This is a genomic window from Stenotrophomonas sp. FR010 (assembly GCF_047520755.2).
GTDB classification, from domain to species: Bacteria; Pseudomonadota; Gammaproteobacteria; order Xanthomonadales; family Xanthomonadaceae; genus Stenotrophomonas; species Stenotrophomonas sepilia.
Map to the genome: position 1 here is coordinate 42,258 of NZ_JAXBQT020000028.1, position 14,675 is coordinate 56,932.

At 66.9% G+C, this 14,675-nt stretch carries 14 protein-coding genes and 1 pseudogene; 10 read left to right on the forward strand and 5 right to left on the reverse strand.

The features are described from left to right. The first annotated feature begins 16 nt into the window (after positions 1 to 16). From ACM0PK_RS19430 to map, 5 genes are all read left to right on the forward strand, one after another. On the forward strand, positions 17 to 1,081 hold the full coding sequence (locus ACM0PK_RS19430; RefSeq protein WP_414607711.1) for a GNAT family N-acetyltransferase: 1,065 nt from the start codon (positions 17 to 19) through the stop codon (positions 1,079 to 1,081). Positions 1,082 to 1,084: 3 nt separating this feature from the next. Further along, the gene (locus ACM0PK_RS19435; RefSeq protein WP_414607712.1) at positions 1,085 to 1,969 is read left to right on the forward strand and encodes an arginase family protein; all 885 of its coding nucleotides are present in this window, start codon (positions 1,085 to 1,087) and stop codon (positions 1,967 to 1,969) included. A 142-nt stretch (positions 1,970 to 2,111) separates the two neighbouring features. Further along, positions 2,112 to 2,471 (forward strand): bleomycin resistance protein, encoded by a 360-nt coding sequence (locus ACM0PK_RS19440; RefSeq protein WP_072166862.1) that lies wholly within the window; start codon positions 2,112 to 2,114, stop codon positions 2,469 to 2,471. A 67-nt stretch (positions 2,472 to 2,538) separates the two neighbouring features. Next, positions 2,539 to 2,751: a ParD-like family protein gene (locus ACM0PK_RS19445; RefSeq protein WP_005415768.1), complete on the forward strand. Its 213-nt coding sequence runs from the start codon at positions 2,539 to 2,541 to the stop codon at positions 2,749 to 2,751. A gap of 10 nt (positions 2,752 to 2,761) precedes the next feature. After that, positions 2,762 to 3,544, forward strand: coding sequence for a type I methionyl aminopeptidase (gene map / locus ACM0PK_RS19450; protein ID WP_414607717.1), 783 nt, complete (start codon positions 2,762 to 2,764; stop codon positions 3,542 to 3,544). On the opposite strand, the gene ACM0PK_RS19455 is transcribed toward map, so the two are convergent. Next, a complete protein-coding gene (locus tag ACM0PK_RS19455) occupies positions 3,541 to 4,155 on the reverse strand; it encodes a LysE/ArgO family amino acid transporter (protein ID WP_414607713.1) in 615 nt (204 codons plus the stop codon). The two genes, map and ACM0PK_RS19455, sit on opposite strands and share 4 nt — an antisense overlap. Before the next feature lie 105 nt (positions 4,156 to 4,260). Here ACM0PK_RS19455 and ACM0PK_RS19460 point away from each other — a divergent pair, with 105 nt between their 5' ends. From ACM0PK_RS19460 to ACM0PK_RS19480, 5 genes are all read left to right on the forward strand, one after another. After that, complete coding sequence (locus ACM0PK_RS19460; protein WP_414607714.1) at positions 4,261 to 5,154, forward strand: LysR family transcriptional regulator ArgP; 894 nt, start codon at positions 4,261 to 4,263, stop codon at positions 5,152 to 5,154. 78 nt (positions 5,155 to 5,232) lie between these two features. Next, positions 5,233 to 6,639 (forward strand): TolC family protein, encoded by a 1,407-nt coding sequence (locus ACM0PK_RS19465; protein WP_072166864.1) that lies wholly within the window; start codon positions 5,233 to 5,235, stop codon positions 6,637 to 6,639. Next, a complete protein-coding gene (locus ACM0PK_RS19470; protein WP_072166865.1) occupies positions 6,632 to 7,645 on the forward strand; it encodes an HlyD family secretion protein in 1,014 nt (337 codons plus the stop codon). Before ACM0PK_RS19465 ends, ACM0PK_RS19470 begins: the two co-directional genes overlap by 8 nt. Beyond that, positions 7,630 to 8,817, forward strand: coding sequence for an ABC transporter permease (locus tag ACM0PK_RS19475; RefSeq protein WP_088496391.1), 1,188 nt, complete (start codon positions 7,630 to 7,632; stop codon positions 8,815 to 8,817). The genes ACM0PK_RS19470 and ACM0PK_RS19475 overlap by 16 nt, the downstream gene beginning before the upstream one ends. Further along, on the forward strand, positions 8,814 to 9,935 hold the full coding sequence (locus ACM0PK_RS19480) for an ABC transporter permease (RefSeq protein WP_111008064.1): 1,122 nt from the start codon (positions 8,814 to 8,816) through the stop codon (positions 9,933 to 9,935). The genes ACM0PK_RS19475 and ACM0PK_RS19480 overlap by 4 nt, the downstream gene beginning before the upstream one ends. 51 nt (positions 9,936 to 9,986) lie before the next feature. Here ACM0PK_RS19480 and ACM0PK_RS19485 read toward each other — a convergent pair whose 3' ends face one another. The 4 genes and pseudogenes from ACM0PK_RS19485 to ACM0PK_RS19500 all read right to left on the reverse strand — a co-directional run. After that, entirely contained in the window at positions 9,987 to 11,279 is a 1,293-nt protein-coding gene (locus ACM0PK_RS19485) for a hypothetical protein (protein WP_181452519.1), read from the reverse strand. A 226-nt stretch (positions 11,280 to 11,505) separates the two neighbouring features. Further along, positions 11,506 to 11,874: a glycine zipper 2TM domain-containing protein gene (locus ACM0PK_RS19490; protein ID WP_005415760.1), complete on the reverse strand. Its 369-nt coding sequence runs from the start codon at positions 11,872 to 11,874 to the stop codon at positions 11,506 to 11,508. Positions 11,875 to 12,042: 168 nt separating this feature from the next. After that, the gene (locus ACM0PK_RS19495) at positions 12,043 to 14,265 is read right to left on the reverse strand and encodes a methyl-accepting chemotaxis protein (RefSeq protein ID WP_414607716.1); all 2,223 of its coding nucleotides are present in this window, start codon (positions 14,263 to 14,265) and stop codon (positions 12,043 to 12,045) included. A gap of 210 nt (positions 14,266 to 14,475) precedes the next feature. Then, positions 14,476 to 14,675 (reverse strand): annotated as a pseudogene (locus ACM0PK_RS19500) (hypothetical protein); the annotation flags it as partial.

Genomic DNA, 14,675 nt, shown 5'->3' on the forward strand with positions numbered 1-14,675 from the left:
GCCGGTTCCCGTGCCGATGGAAATGACGTCACGCGCATCCAGCACCGCGCTGGAACCGGCCGCGCTGCTGGAGGGCTTCCTGGCCCACCCGCCGCTCGGATTCGAGGCGGGCCGCCTTCCCAGCGGCCTGCCGACCTTCCGTGCCCCGTTGGACCTGACCACCACGATGGACGACGAACTGCGCGGCAGGCTGCTCGGCCTGCCGCTGTCGCGCCTGTGGCGGCCTTGGATCACCTGGAAGACGCGCTTCGTCGGTGCCACCAGCACCGAGTACACCCCGTTGCCGGCGCACGTGGCGCCGGAGGCGCTGGCCGAGGACGTGACACGTCACGCGATCGGCGATACCCGGCTGCTGGTGGTGAAGGACCTGGCGATCGATTCACCGCTGCTGGACGACGCCGCCAACGCACACAGCGGCGCCTTCCTGCAGGCGCTGCTGGCACGCGGCTTCGTCGAACTGGAAGGCATGCCGCTGGCCTGGGTGGCGATCGATTTCGATTCGCTCGAGGACTATCTCGGCCGCCTGTCATCCTCGCGCCGCAAGAACATCCGTCGCAAGCTGCGTTCGCGCGATGACCTGCAGATCGACTGCATCGCCACCGGCAACCCGGCCCTGGCCGACCCGCAACTGCAGGCCGAACTGTACGCGCTGTACCTGGGCGTATACGCGCAGAGCGCGGTGCATTTCGACCAGCTCGACCTGCCCTATTTCCAGTACCTGCTGGCCGACAGCCAGGGCCAGGGACGGATGTTCCTGTACCGCCACCAGGGCCGGCTGATCGGCTGGAACCTGTGCTACGTGCATGCCGGCAAACTGGTGGACAAGTACATCGGCCTGGCCTATCCGCAGTCGCGCGAGCACAACCTGTACGCGGTCAGCTGGATGCACAACCTCGAGTACGCGCAGCAGCACGGCCTGAGCCACTACGTGGCCGGCTGGACCGACTCGCGGATCAAGGCCGAGCTGGGCGCCCGCTTCACCTCCACCCGGCACGCGATCCACGCACGCTCCCCGCTGCTGCGCGCCGCCCTGCGCAAGCTGGCCCCGCACCTGCAGGGCGAACCTGATGGAGGCGGTTGAACGATGCCGTTGCGTTCCCCGCTGATCCTGGACCTGGACGGTGGCGTGCTGCCGCTGCCACGGGCGCAGACCCTGGCCCTGCCGCAGTGGCACGATCCGCTGCGCTTCGCCTGCAGCAATGCCATCCTCAACCGTTTCGCCGCTGACGTGCTGGCACCACTGCCGGCCCAGCTCGGAACCGTCATGCTCGGCAGTGGCGACTTCCACCACCTCACCCTGCCACTGCTGCGCCGCATGCATGGGCAGGCCCCGTTCCAGCTGGTGGTGCTGGACAACCATCCGGACAACATGCGGTTCCCGCTCGGCATGCACTGCGGCTCGTGGGTGAACGCCGCCAGCAAGCTGCCGCAGATCTCGCACATCCATGTGCTCGGCATCACTTCCAGCGACATCGGCCTCGGTCATGCCTGGGAGAACCACTGGCGACCGCTGATGCGTGGACGCCTGACGTACTGGTGCATGGACGTGGACGTGGGCTGGGGCTACCGCCTCGGCATGGGCCGTGCGTTCCGATGCTTCGAGCATCCGGAGGCACTGGTCGCCGCTTTCGCCGCCGAGCAGGCCACATCCCCGCAGCCGACCTACCTGTCGATCGACAAGGATGTATTCGCCGAGGACGTTGCGCGCAGCAACTGGGACCAGGGCCGCTTCCAGCTGGAACACGCACTGGTGGTGATCGAAGCACTGCGCGCCGGTGGCCTGGTCGGCAGTGACATCACCGGCGAAGTCTCGCTGGCGAACTACCAGAGCCGCTTCAAGCGCTGGTTGTCGTCGCTGGATGGCCAACCGGACATCAGCGCCGATGATCTTCCCGTCTGGCAGGCGCGTCACCAGCAGGTCAACCGCGAGCTGCTGGCGGCAATCGCCGCCGCACCGACGGCCTGCTGACCGCGTCGGCAATGCCGGCCGTTGGCCGGCGTGGCTTCGGTAGTGCCGGCCGCTGGCCGGCAACCTCGTTGTTCCCGGGCTCACAGGAATGCCGGCCAGCGGCCGGCACTACACTGGGCTCCTGTCCCCAAGAGCCGCCGCCATGCCCCAGACCGTCATCCCGCAACTGCGCATGCGCCACGCCGACACCACCCTGCCGTTCTACGTGCAGGGGCTGGGTTTCGTGGTCGACTGGGAACACCGCTTCGAGTCCGGCTTCCCGCTGTTCGCCCAACTCACCCGCGATGGCCAGACGATCTTCCTCACCGAGCACAGCGGTGACTGCGAGGTAGGCGGCGCGGTGTACTTCATCGTCGACGACGTCGACAGCCTGTACCGCGCCTTCAGCGCCGCCAACGTGCCGATCGAGCAGCCACCGCATGACACCGACTGGGGCAGCCGCGAAATGCTGCTGCGCGACCCCGACGGCAACCGCCTGCGCTTTGCCACCCACCTGGACTGAACAACGCGGGCTTGAGGAGGATATACGAAACATATACGCTTCGTATATTCCCACTCCAGGACCGCCGATGGGCATCGTCAACATCGATGACACCCTGCACGACCAGCTGCGCCGTGCCTGCACCGTCTCCAGCCGCTCGATCAACGCCCAGGCCAACTTCTGGATCCGGGTCGGCATGCTGTGCGAAATGAATCCCACGCTGAGCTTCCAGGACATCGTCGCCAGCGAACTGCGGGCTGCCGGCGTGCAGCCGCCGCTGCTGGCACCGGGACAGGTCTGAGCAGATGGCGATCATCAAGCGCCCCGACGAGATCGCGCTGATGGCCGAATCCGGGCGCCTGCTTGCGCAGGTGTTCGCCGCGCTCGACCGGCTGCCACTGCAGGGCCGCAGCACGATGGAGATCAACGATTTCGTCGAACGCATGATCGTTGACGAGCTGCAGGCGCGGCCGGCCAGCAAGGGCCAGTACGGCTTCCCGTACGTGCTCAACGCCTCGATCGACAACGTGATCTGCCACGGCGTACCCAGCACCACCGACGTGCTGCGTAACGGCCAGATCGTCAACCTCGACATCACCCTGGAGAAGAACGGCTACATCGCCGACTCCAGCACCACCTACCTGGTGGGCGAGGTCGACTACGCCGCGCGCAGGCTGGTGCGGACCGCCTACCAGGCGATGTGGAAAGGCATCGCTGCGGTGCGCCCCGGTGCACGCCTGGGCGACATCGGCCACGCCATCGCCCGCCACGCGCGCAGCCACGGCTACAGCGTGGTGAAGGAATACTGCGGCCATGGCATCGGCCAGGAAATGCACGAGGAACCGCAGATCCTGCACTACGGCCATCCCAACACCGGCAGGGTGCTGGAGGAGGGCATGGTGTTCACCATCGAGCCGATGCTCAACCAGGGCAAGCCGGCCATCCGCCAGCAGCCGGACCAATGGCCGGTCTACACCCGCGACGGCAAGCTGTCGGCGCAGTTCGAGCACACGGTGGCGGTCACCCGCAACGGTGTGCGCGTACTGACCCTGCGCCCCGGCGAAACGCCACTGTGCGTGGTGGACGCGACCTAGAGCGGACGCAACAGCAGTAGCGTGACCAGGCAGAGCATGAACATCGCCACGCCTGCATCCAGCACCCGCCAGGCAGTTGGCCTGCGGAACACCGGCTGCAACAGGCGCGCGCCATAGCCCAGCGTGCAGAACCAGGCCACGCTGGCGGCGCACGCACCGGCGGCGAACGCCCAGCGCAGGTCACCGGGGTAGCGCGTGGACAGGCTGCCCAGCAGCACCACCGTATCCAGATAGACGTGCGGGTTGAGCAGGGTGAAGGCCAGGCAGGTCAGCAGCACCTGCCGTCCGCTGCCGCCCTGCGCCTCGGCGGCGGCCAGCGCACTGCCACCGCGCCATGCGCGCAGCCCCGCCTGCAGGCCATACCAGAGCAGGAAGGCCGCGCCACCGAAGCGCAGCCCCTGCAGCAGCAGCGGCCACTGCAGCACCAGCGCGCCCATGCCGCCCACGCCCGCCAGGATCAGCACGATGTCCGCGCCGGCGCAGGCCAGCACCACCTTCCCCACATGGCGCTGCTGCAGGCCCTGGCGCAGCACGAAGGCATTCTGTGCGCCGATGGCGATGATCAGGCCGGCACCTGCGAACAGGCCGGCGGCGGTAGCGGCGATCCACATCAGGACAAGCCAGGCAGCGAAGGGATGCGCAGGGTGCGGCCAACGGCCGGTTAAGACAATCTGGTTTTTCTTTATCCTGTGCAGGAAAACTGAAGGGGCACCGGCATGGATCTGGTACATCCACAATTGGCCGCATTCGCTGCGGTGCTGGAAGAAGGCAGCTTCGAGGCCGCGGCACGCCGCCTGTCGATCAGCCCATCAGCACTGTCGCAACGGATCAAGGCGCTGGAAGACAGGCTCGGGCAGGTCCTGGTGGTGCGCCAGGCACCCTGCCGACCGACCGTAGCGGGGGAAGCGCTGCTGCGCCGGGTACGCCCGATGCAGGCGCTGGAAGCCGAGGCGCTGGCCGAGCTGCTGCCCGAGCGTGGCAGTGACACCGCGCGCACGCCGATCCCCCTGGCGGTCAACGACGACTCGCTTGATACCTGGTTCGTGCCCGCCATCGCCGACCTGCACCAGCGCCATGGCTACCTGTTCGACCTGCGCATGGACGACCAGGACCACACCCTGCAGTTGCTGCGCGATGGCAGCGTGCTCGGCGCAGTGACCGCCGAAAGCCAGCCGGTGAAGGGCTGCAACGTGCACCCGCTCGGCGCCATGCGTTACCACGCGATCGCTTCGCCCGGCTTCGCCCGCCAGTACTTCAACGATGGCATGCAGGCCGCGGCCCTGGCGCGCGCACCGATGCTGGTGTTCAACCGCAAGGATGAACTGCAATGGCGTTTCGTGCGGCGCCTGACCCGCGCGCGACTGCAGCCGCCGCTACACTACCTGCCCTCTTCCACCGGTTTCGTCGAAGCCGCCGCGTGCGGACTCGGTTGGGGCATGGCCGCGGAAACCCTGGTCGCGCCCGCCGTGCGCGCCGGCCGCGTGGTGGTACTGGAACCCCGCCGCTGGCTGGATGTGCCGCTGTACTGGCAACATGCCGCCGTGCGCTCAAGCACGCTGCAGCACATCACCCAGGCGCTGCGCACTGCAGCCAGCGGCACCCTTCGTTGAGGACAATCGGATGACCGCAGACTCGGGCTTCACGCCGCGCGCACTACCGTTTGCGCACTTCTTTACCACTGGGACGGCATGGGCGTGATCGGCCGACGTACAAGGATGCACCGCGCGAAGGCCGCGCTGGCGCTGGTGCTGGCGACCTGCCTGCCAACCGCTGCGTCCGCGCAGAACAGCAACGACGCCCCCGCATTGGACTGGGAACAGGCACGCCAACGCCTGGAGCAGGTCTCCGATGCGCTGGCGGCCGCAGATGCAGCGGTACGCAACAAGCAGGACCTGCAGGACGCCACGCGCCTGCTGCGCCTGCCGGAGATCACCGGCGAAGTGCGCCGCCTGCAGTTCCAGAAGACCCTGACCCTGCCACTGGGTTCGCTGGCGCCCGTGGCTGAAGCCTTCGGTATCGATTCGCCGCTGTCGTTCACCGAGCGCGACTGGCGTACACGCCCGGTAGTGACCGCGGTGCTGCCGCTGTACACCGGCGGCGTGATCCCGGCCGCGCAACGTGCGGCCAGCGCCGCCCATGAGCAGGCCAACGCCGAGCGCGAGGCGCAGCGCCAATCATTGACCGTGCAGCTGGCTCAGGCCTACTTCGGCCAGCGCCTGGCCGAGCAGGCGGTGGACGTGCGCCGCGACGTGCGCGACGGCCTCAACCGCCACCTGTCCGATGCAGAAAAGCTGGAACGCGAGGGCTTTGCCACCCGCGCCCAGCGCCTGCAGGCCACCGTGGCCCGCGACAAGGCCGAGCGCGAATACCAGAAGACGGTGAACGATCTGGCTACGCTGAAGGCCGCGCTGGCCACGCTGCTGCGCAGTGGTGGCGAGGTGCAGCCGGTGTCGCCGCTGTTCGTGCAGCGCGTGCCGCTGGAACCGGTGACCAGCTTCGAGCGCACCGCGCAGGCGCGCCAGCCGCAGATCGCGCGCTTGCGCGCGATGGTTGCGCAGGCCGAACAGGGCGTGCGCGTGCAGCAGGCCAAGCTGAAGCCGCAGATCTTCGCCTTCGGCCAGTACGACTTCCGCCGCCGCGACGAAATGCTGACCGACCCGGACTGGGCGTTCGGCATCGGGCTGAAGTACACCTTCCTGTCGCCGAACTCGCGGCCGGCGCAGATCAGCGCCGCGCGTGCGCAGCAGGAGCAGGCCGAAGCGGGCCTGCGCGAGGCCGAGAACCAGGTCGCACTGGGCGTGCGCAAGGCCTGGAACGAACTTGAGACCGCGCGCCAGCAGTTCGTGCTGCTCGACAGCAGCATCGCCCAGGCACAGGAAAACCTGCGCCTGCAGGAGCTGGCATTCCGCGAAGGCCAGGCCACCTCGCTGGATGTGATCGATGCGCGGCTCGGCCTGGGCGGCGCCCGTGTCGAGCGCGCTCAGGCCGCCTACCAATACGACATTGCGCTGGCACAGTTGCTGGAGATCAGTGGACAGATGGACCGTTTCGAAGAATTCCGGCGGCGTGCGGACGAGGTGATCGACCATGAGTGATGTGCTGCACGACGATGCGACGACGCCCCCCGGCAAGCGGCGGCTGGGACCGATCCTGCTGGTGGTCCTGCTGGTCGCGGTGGTGCTCGGCCTGTGGCTGGCCTGGCGCAGCCCGGCCGACCAGATCCAGGGCATGGCCGATGCGGACACGATCAACGTGGCCGCCAAGATCACCGCACGCGTGGCCGAGCTGAAGGTGCGCGAGGGCGATCGCGTGCAGCCCGGGCAGGTGCTGTTCCTGCTCGACAGCCCCGAAGTGGCTGCCAAGGAACAGCAGGCGCACGGCGCATTGGCGGCTGCGCAGGCGGTGGCCGACAAGGCCGACGAAGGCGCGCGCAGCGAAGACATCCGCGCCGCCGAAGCGAACTGGAAGCGCGCCGAAGCCGGCGCGACACTGGCCGAAGCCACCTACCGGCGCGTGCAGAACCTGTTCAACGAAGGGGTGATGACCCGGCAGAAGCGCGATGAAGCGCATGCCCAGGCCACCAGTTCGCGCGAACTGGCCCGCGCCGCCCGCGCGCAGTACGACATGGCATTGGCCGGCGCCCGCGAGCAGGACAAGCGTGCCGCGCAGGGCCAGGTACAGCAGGCGCAGGGCGCGGTGGCCGAGGTCAACGCCGCGCGAGCCGAAGTGGAAGGACGCGCGCCGGTGGCGGGCGAGATCAACAAGCGCATGGCCGACCCGGGCGAGCTGGTGCCAGCCGGCTATCCCGTGTTCACCCTGGTCGACATCGACCGCATGTGGGTGGCGATGAACCTGCGCGAATCGCAGATGCAGGGCCTGAAGGTCGGCAGCAAGCTGCAGGGCAGCGTGCCGGCGCTGGGCCTGGATGGCGAGTTCGAGGTCTACTTCATCAATCCGGCCGGCGACTACGCAACCTGGCGTACCACCCGCCAGTCGTCCGGCTATGACGTCCGCAGCTTCGAGGTGCGGGTGCGCCCGGTACGCCGCATCGAGGGCTTCCGCCCCGGCATGAGCGTGCTGTTCGCATGGCCCCAGCACTGAGCCCGGACCGCAACGGCTTCGCCGCTTCGTGGCGGCGCGAGCTGCAGTCGCTGCGCGGCAACCGTGCCGACCTGCTGCTGGTCACCGTGCTGCCACTGCTGATGCTGGTCGTGATGGCATGGATGTTCACGCCGTCGGTGATGCGCGATATCCCGATTGCTGTGGTCGACCTTGACCACAGCAGTGACAGCCGCCTGCTGCTGCGCATGCTCGACGCCAGTCCCGGCGTACGCGTCGCCAGCCAACCAGCGGACCTGGAGGAGGCACGATCGCAGCTGCGCAGCCTGGACGTGTTCGCCATCGTGCTGGTGCCGCGCGATGTCACCCGGCAGGCGCTGCGTGGGCGCCAGGGCACGGTGTTCGCCTATTACAACGCCACCTACATGACCACCGGCCAGTCGGCGTCGCGCGACATCGGCGACGCGGTTTCCGCATGGAACGCACGCCTGCTGCGCGAGCGCATCGGCCTGCAGGTTGGCCCGGGCAAGCTGCGCGCGGCGCCGATCGCGGTGCAGTCGGACATCCTCTACAACCCGGCGCGCAGCTACGAATTGTTCCTGCTGCCACTGATCTTCCCGGCGGTGCTGTCACTGGTACTGGCACTTGCGGTGGCCGGCAGCCTCGGCCGCGAGATCCGCGATGGCACCCTGCCCGCCTGGCTGGCTCGCACGCCGTGGTCGGCGATCGCCGGCAAGGTCGCGCCGTACCTCCTGCTGTTCTCGCTGTATGGCGCGCTCGGCATCGGCTACCTGGCCTGGCTGCGCGGCGATGGTGTGGCCGGCAGCGTGCTCCTGCTGCTGCTCGCACAGCCCCTGTTCTACCTGGCCACGGCCACCTACGCGTTGTTTTTCGTCGGCGTCACCCGCGACATGGGTACCGCACTGTCCGCGGTGGGTCTGAGCATCGGCACCGCACTGGCGTTTTCCAGTGCCACCTTCCCGGTGCTGGACGGGCCGTTGTTTACCCGCGTCTGGCACCAGCTGCTGCCATTGAGCGCCTACATCAAGCTGCAGACCCAGCAGCAGTTCATCGGCTCGCCGCTGCAGGTTTCGGCATGGCCGCTGGCTACGCTGCTGTTGATGACGGTGGTGGCCGGTGGCATCGGCGGCCTGCGCCTGATCGCCTTTGCACGCACGCCTGCCGCCGCACAATCCGCAGGGGCTGACGCATGAGCATGCTCTGGCGCAGCCTGCAGCAGACCCTGATGGCGGTGCTGTGCGACCGCTACGCGATCGTGGTGATGGTCGGTGCGGTGATCCTGTATTCGTTCTTCTATCCAGCCGCCTACCGGCACCAGGTGGCCGGCAACCTGCCGGTGCTGGTGGTGGACGAAGACCATAGCGCGACCAGCCGCGAGCTGCTGCGCAAGCTCGACGCACTGCGCGTTGCGCGCGTGGTCGGGCAACCGGCGGACGTCGACAGCGCACGCCAGCAGCTCGAAGCCGGCCACGCCGAAGGCATCGTCGTGATCCCGGCCAACCTGGAGCGCGACATCCTGCGCGGCCATCCGGCCAAGCTGGTATTGCTTGGCAACGGTGCCTACCTGGGCCGCGCCAGTTGGGTGCTGGGCAGCGTAGCTGATGCGCTGGGTGCGTTCGGGCGTGATGCGGTGGTCGGCCAGGCCGCCTTCATGGGTGCGCCGCAGGCACCGCCGGTCACCCTGGTGCAGCGCCCGCTGTACAACACGCAGGAAGGCTATGGCAGCGCCATCGTGCCCGGCGTGGCCGAGCTGATCGTGCACCAGACGCTGTTGATGGGCATCGGCGTTCTGCTCGGCGGCCGCCGCCTCGCACTGGGCCGGCGCCTGCGCTTCGACCTGCCGACGCTGGCCGGCATGGCGTTGGGCTTCGGCCTGATCGGCCTGTTCGGCCTGTTCTGGTACGCCGGTTTCACTGCCTGGGTGCAGGACTATCCGCGCGGCGGCAACCCGATGGGCCAGCTGCTGGGCGGCACCTTGTTCATCGCCACCACCGTGGTCTTCGGCCTGTTCGTCGGCAGCTTCTTCCGCACCCGCGAGCGCGCCTTCCAGTACATCATCGCCACCTCCATCCCGCTGTTTTTCCTGGCCAACCTGTCGTGGCCGGCGGTGATGACGCCGCAACCGCTGGTCTGGCTGGCACAGCTGCTGCCGACCACCTCGGGCATCAACCTGATGGTGCGCCTGAACCAGATGGACGCCCGCCTGGCCGACATCAGCCACGAACTGATCACCCTCACCGTCCTGCTGCTGCTCTACGGTAGCCTCGCCACCTGGCGCCTCCTCGCCAAAAAAGGGGACGGAGGGAATTAAGTCGTAAGCGGCCTGTTCAAGCGGCGCGGCATGGCCGCTTTGATCCATCGTTTATGGATCCGGGGCATACCAGAACGGGATGCGGAACGCGCGGCGCCGTCCGGCCCCCCGCTCGCCGCCTGCAGCATTCCACACCAGTTCCAGGTCATGGCGTCCGGGTGCGAGCCCCCGGGTAGGCAGGTACCCCACCAGGCCGCGCATATCCAGGTCACGCCGCTCCATGGGCACGAAGCCATGCAGGTCGACCGGGGCGCCGTCCAGCTTGACCTGCCAGAGCCGGGAAAGGCACTCCACTGCGGCATTGGCGGCCTGTTGCCCGGTGGCCTCATTGCGCGCGTCCGGAAGTGCGGTGCAATGCTGGCGCGCCAGCGGATTGTCGCGTTGCGGGCGATGCGGAATGAACAAACGAAGCTGCGCACCGCTGATCGTGTCCGACGGGATCATCGGGTACGGCAGCAGCTGGTCATGCGCCGAACGCATCGATTCGTAATGCGCACTCAGCATGCCGTGCTCAACCGCCGCTTCCGTGACGATCTGGTAACGGTTGAACAGCGAGAACTTCAACGACGCCATCACCTGCACGGCCGCCAGCAGCATCGCTACCAGCACCGCGAACAGGTAGGCCGCCATGAACGAACGCGAGCGCAGGTTGCTCTGCATGGTCAGCTGCATGGTCTGCATCAGGCGCAACAGCGGAACCCGTTGCAGTGCCGCCAGCATGCCCTGCAGCAGTCGCTGCGGTCGCTCATGGGGTTGCCCGCGCGCCTGCCGCCGCGCCACGATCTTCTCCAGGATCCCGGGGGTAACAGCCAGCGCCAACATTGCGGCCAGCACAGTGCACAGGGCGAGCATGGCGACATGATCGGCGCCGCCGGACAGCGCGCCGATCACCATCGACACACCAAGCGTCAGGACGGCCAATACCAGGGTGCCCGCCAATGTCTGTACGGCAAGCAGGGTGGTCGAGAACAGCATCGTCGCCAGCCGGTCGGCACGTTCGATGCTGCCATCGAGGCCTCCGTCCCGGGCCTGCAGGAAGGCGCGCGTGACCGCCCCCATTCTTGGCAGGCGGTCCCAGTCAATGCCATCGGGGAAATGCGACCTGAGGCCGATCAGCCCGATCCAGTAGCCGCGCACCGTGAGGTGGATGATCAAGGCCACTGCCAGCACATAGCACATGCCGACACTGATGCTGAAACCGAACCAGAGCATCTGGAAGTACATGCCTTCGGTGTGCAGGCTGCTGCGCGCCCAGGCGTCGAACAGATAACCCGGCACGGCCAGCAGCGCAAACGCCAGCAGGCCCGAAATGAAGAGCTCGAGTTCATCGGTGCGATCACGCACCCGATGGGGATGGGCAGTCGCTTCCGGTATCGGGTCATGCCTTGCGAGCGGTGCCGGTTGGGGAGCTGGAGCCGATGCGTTCACTGGACATTCATCCGTTGAGTCGGCGCAGTATAGGCACGACGCCGGAGTCAGCGATACAGGTCCGGAACGAAGAACGCCGGCGCGGGGCCGGCGTTCGAGTACTGCGATGTGCAAGGGGGGAACGGGCGCTGTCGGCAACCGATCAACGATAGACGCGCTCGCAACGGCGCTCGACCACGCGGTCGCCGTTCTTCTGCTGGCTGTTGCCCTGGATCTGGCGACCGGCCGCACCACCGGCCACGGCACCGGCCACGGTAGCGAGCTTCTTGCCATTGCCGCCGCCCACCTGGTTGCCCAGCAGGCCGCCGATCACTGCACCCGTGGCCGTACCCGCAATGCGGTTCGGATCGCGCGAGTTGCGCTGCACTTCCACGTTCTTGCAGACCACGCGGCTGCCGTCATTGAACTTGCGTCCCTCATCGCGCGGGCCATAGGTCTGCGCGCCGGCCACCGACGAAGCCGCCAGCAGGGTGCCCAGCACAAGCAATCGGGTCGAGGTCTTCATGGCCATCTCCTGAGTTCCGGTATGACGCAAGTTTCCTCCTGCGGTTGGCAACCGGAAGTGAAATGCGCGTGTCCGCCACCTCATCGGCCATCGCGCGTTCAGGAAGAAAGTTGCGCCCATCGCGATCAGCCATCGCAATGGGCGCCGTCTCCCTACCGGCATGCCACGTTCCAGCTAGAACTCTTCCCAACCACCGGCATTGGCCGCCAGTGTCGGCTCGATGCGCGGCGACAGTGCCGCCGGCCTGCGCACCGGAGTAACCGTCGCGGCCACCGCAGCCAGGGCCGGACGCACGGCTGCAACCGCGGTTGCCGCACCGGTGCGGAACACCGATACCGCCTCGGCCAGCAGGTTGGCCTGCTCCGCCATGGAGCGTGCCGCCGCGCTGGCTTCTTCCACCAGCGCCGCATTCTGCTGCGTGGTCTCGTCCATCTGCACCACCGCCTGGTTGACCTGTTCGATGCCCGAGCTCTGCTCCTGCGACGCGGCAGAGATCTCGGCCATGATGTCGGTCACGCGCTGCACCGACGCCACGATCTCACCCATCGTAGTGCCTGCCTGGCGGACCAGCGCCGATCCATCGGCGACCTTGCCGACCGAATCCTCGATCAGGCCCTTGATCTCCTTGGCCGCGCCGGCTGAGCGTTGCGCCAGTGTGCGCACCTCACTGGCCACCACCGCAAAGCCCCTGCCCTGCTCGCCGGCACGCGCGGCTTCCACCGCCGCGTTCAAGGCCAGGATGTTGGTCTGGAAGGCGATGCCGTCGATGACGCTGATGATCTCGGCGATCTTCTTCGACGAGGCTTCGATGGCCGACATCGTGGTGACCACCTGGCCGACCACCTCGCCGCCCTGCGAGGCGACACCGTGCGCGCCGATCGCGAGCTGGTTGGCCTGGCGTGCATGCTCGGCGTTCTGCTTCACGGTGGAGGTCAGTTCCTCCATCGACGCCGCCGTCTCTTCCAGGTTCGCCGCCTGCTGCTCGGTACGCCGCGACAGATCGGTGTTGCCCGAGGCAATCTCGCCCGCTGCCAGGTTGATGCTGGACGCACTGGACTGGATGCGGCCGACAATCTGCTTGAGCTGATCGACGGTGGCGTTGCAGTCATCGCGCATGCGGGCGAACACGCCGTGGAAATCACCTTGCATGCGTACGGTGAGGTCACCGCGCGAAATCGCCTGCAGCAGGGTCGACACCTGTACCAGGTTCTGGTCGGTGGTCTGCATCAAGCGATTGAGCCCGGCCACCATGTCGCGGAAATCGTAGGCGAAGCGATCTTCATCGCCGCGCAGGCTGAAGTCGCCTGCCGCGGCCGCTGTCGCCAACCGGCGGATCTCGCTGTTGATCGCCGACAGGCTGGTCTTGGTCTCGTCCATTGCCTGGGTGATCGCCGCCTTCTCGCCCGGCAGCGGATCCATGTCCACCGACAGGTCGCCACGGGCGTAGTGCTTCATCACTTCGATCAGCCGGTTCTGCACCTGCACATGCGAGCCGACCAGCGCATTCGTCTCGTGCACCATGCGCCCGTAGTCGCCGGGGAAGGCACCTTCGTCCATGCGATAGCTGAGGCTGCCTGCATCGTGCTGACGGGCCAACTCGCCCTGCGCCGCCATCACCGACTGCAACTGCGCCTGCATGCGCTGCATCGACCTGAGCAGCTGCGTCACCTCATCGTTGCCGGACGCGTCGATGCTGTTGTCCAGCCGCCCGTTGGCAATGCCGTCGGCCAGCTTCACCGCGCCTTCCAGCGGGCGGGTCAGGCTGCGGGTGATGGCCCACGCGGCCAGCGAGCCCAGTATCAGGCTCAGCACGCCGAACACGATCGACAGCGTGCCGGTCCAGGATTCGGTTGAACGGTATTCCTCGCGGCTGCGCGCGGTCAGTGTCTCCTGATGCCGCAGCAGGGTCGAGATCGTCTCGTTCCATGCGGTAGCCAGTCCGTGCTCGGCGAGCAGTTCCTTGGCCGCACCGTCAAAATCACCCGCCTTCATGCGCTCGTGCAGATGCTGGGTGGAGGCGTCTGTCGCCTTGCGTGCCGCGTCGATTTTCGCAACCAGGGCATCGCCGGTGGCGTCGCGTGGAATCTTGATGTACTTGGCCCAGATACCATCGTAGGTCTGCGACAGCTCCTGCGCTTTCTGATAATCCTTGTCGAAATCCTCGCCGCGCTTGATCACCATCAGCCGGCGGTGCATCAACACTGCGTTGTTGGTATCCAGCATCTCGTTCAACAGCCGCATCTTCACCATGTTGACGTCCACCACTTTCGAGAACTGGGCAGACTTCAGATGGTTTCCGTACAGCGCCAGGCCGACGATGGCCACGATGAACAGCAGCAGCAAACCGAACCCGGCACCCAGCCGGGATCCCACTCGGAGGTTGCGTAAGGCGAGCATCTCAATTCCCTTGATCATGGCCGTATGATCGATGGCGGCGCAGGCAAGGGAAACTTTATAGGGCGATATTATTATATCGATCCAAAACTCTGGAACTGTGCAGACAGGTGTGAAAGCGGGCGACCCACGAGGGCGTTATATCCAGAAGGCATATCGCCACGTGTACCGAGAATAGGATAAGGCCGGGGCCTGCCGCCCCGCTATCTGGCATTACAGGGCAACAGGCCCCGGGAAGACCAGAGCCTTCCCGAGACTTGCCGCATAGACGCTCTCGAACTGGAAGGAGAGCACAAACTGGAACTCGCACGTCGCGGCGTGGACCGACCAGCCTTTCGTAGACATCCGGACGCCATAATTCATGGCAATGACCGAGGTGTTTATGGGCAACAGCAAGCAGTACACGGATGAGT

Coding starts and splice junctions, on each gene's coding strand:
- ACM0PK_RS19430 (WP_414607711.1), top strand. CDS start 17: ATGGAAATGACGTCACGCGCATCCAGCACCGCGCTGGAACCGGCCGCG.
- ACM0PK_RS19435 (WP_414607712.1), top strand. CDS start 1,085: ATGCCGTTGCGTTCCCCGCTGATCCTGGACCTGGACGGTGGCGTGCTG.
- ACM0PK_RS19440 (WP_072166862.1), top strand. CDS start 2,112: ATGCCCCAGACCGTCATCCCGCAACTGCGCATGCGCCACGCCGACACC.
- ACM0PK_RS19445 (WP_005415768.1), top strand. CDS start 2,539: ATGGGCATCGTCAACATCGATGACACCCTGCACGACCAGCTGCGCCGT.
- ACM0PK_RS19455 (WP_414607713.1), bottom strand. CDS start 4,155: ATGTGGATCGCCGCTACCGCCGCCGGCCTGTTCGCAGGTGCCGGCCTG.
- ACM0PK_RS19460 (WP_414607714.1), top strand. CDS start 4,261: ATGGATCTGGTACATCCACAATTGGCCGCATTCGCTGCGGTGCTGGAA.
- ACM0PK_RS19465 (WP_072166864.1), top strand. CDS start 5,233: ATGGGCGTGATCGGCCGACGTACAAGGATGCACCGCGCGAAGGCCGCG.
- ACM0PK_RS19470 (WP_072166865.1), top strand. CDS start 6,632: ATGAGTGATGTGCTGCACGACGATGCGACGACGCCCCCCGGCAAGCGG.
- ACM0PK_RS19475 (WP_088496391.1), top strand. CDS start 7,630: ATGGCCCCAGCACTGAGCCCGGACCGCAACGGCTTCGCCGCTTCGTGG.
- ACM0PK_RS19480 (WP_111008064.1), top strand. CDS start 8,814: ATGAGCATGCTCTGGCGCAGCCTGCAGCAGACCCTGATGGCGGTGCTG.
- ACM0PK_RS19490 (WP_005415760.1), bottom strand. CDS start 11,874: ATGGCCATGAAGACCTCGACCCGATTGCTTGTGCTGGGCACCCTGCTG.
- ACM0PK_RS19495 (WP_414607716.1), bottom strand. CDS start 14,265: ATGCTCGCCTTACGCAACCTCCGAGTGGGATCCCGGCTGGGTGCCGGG.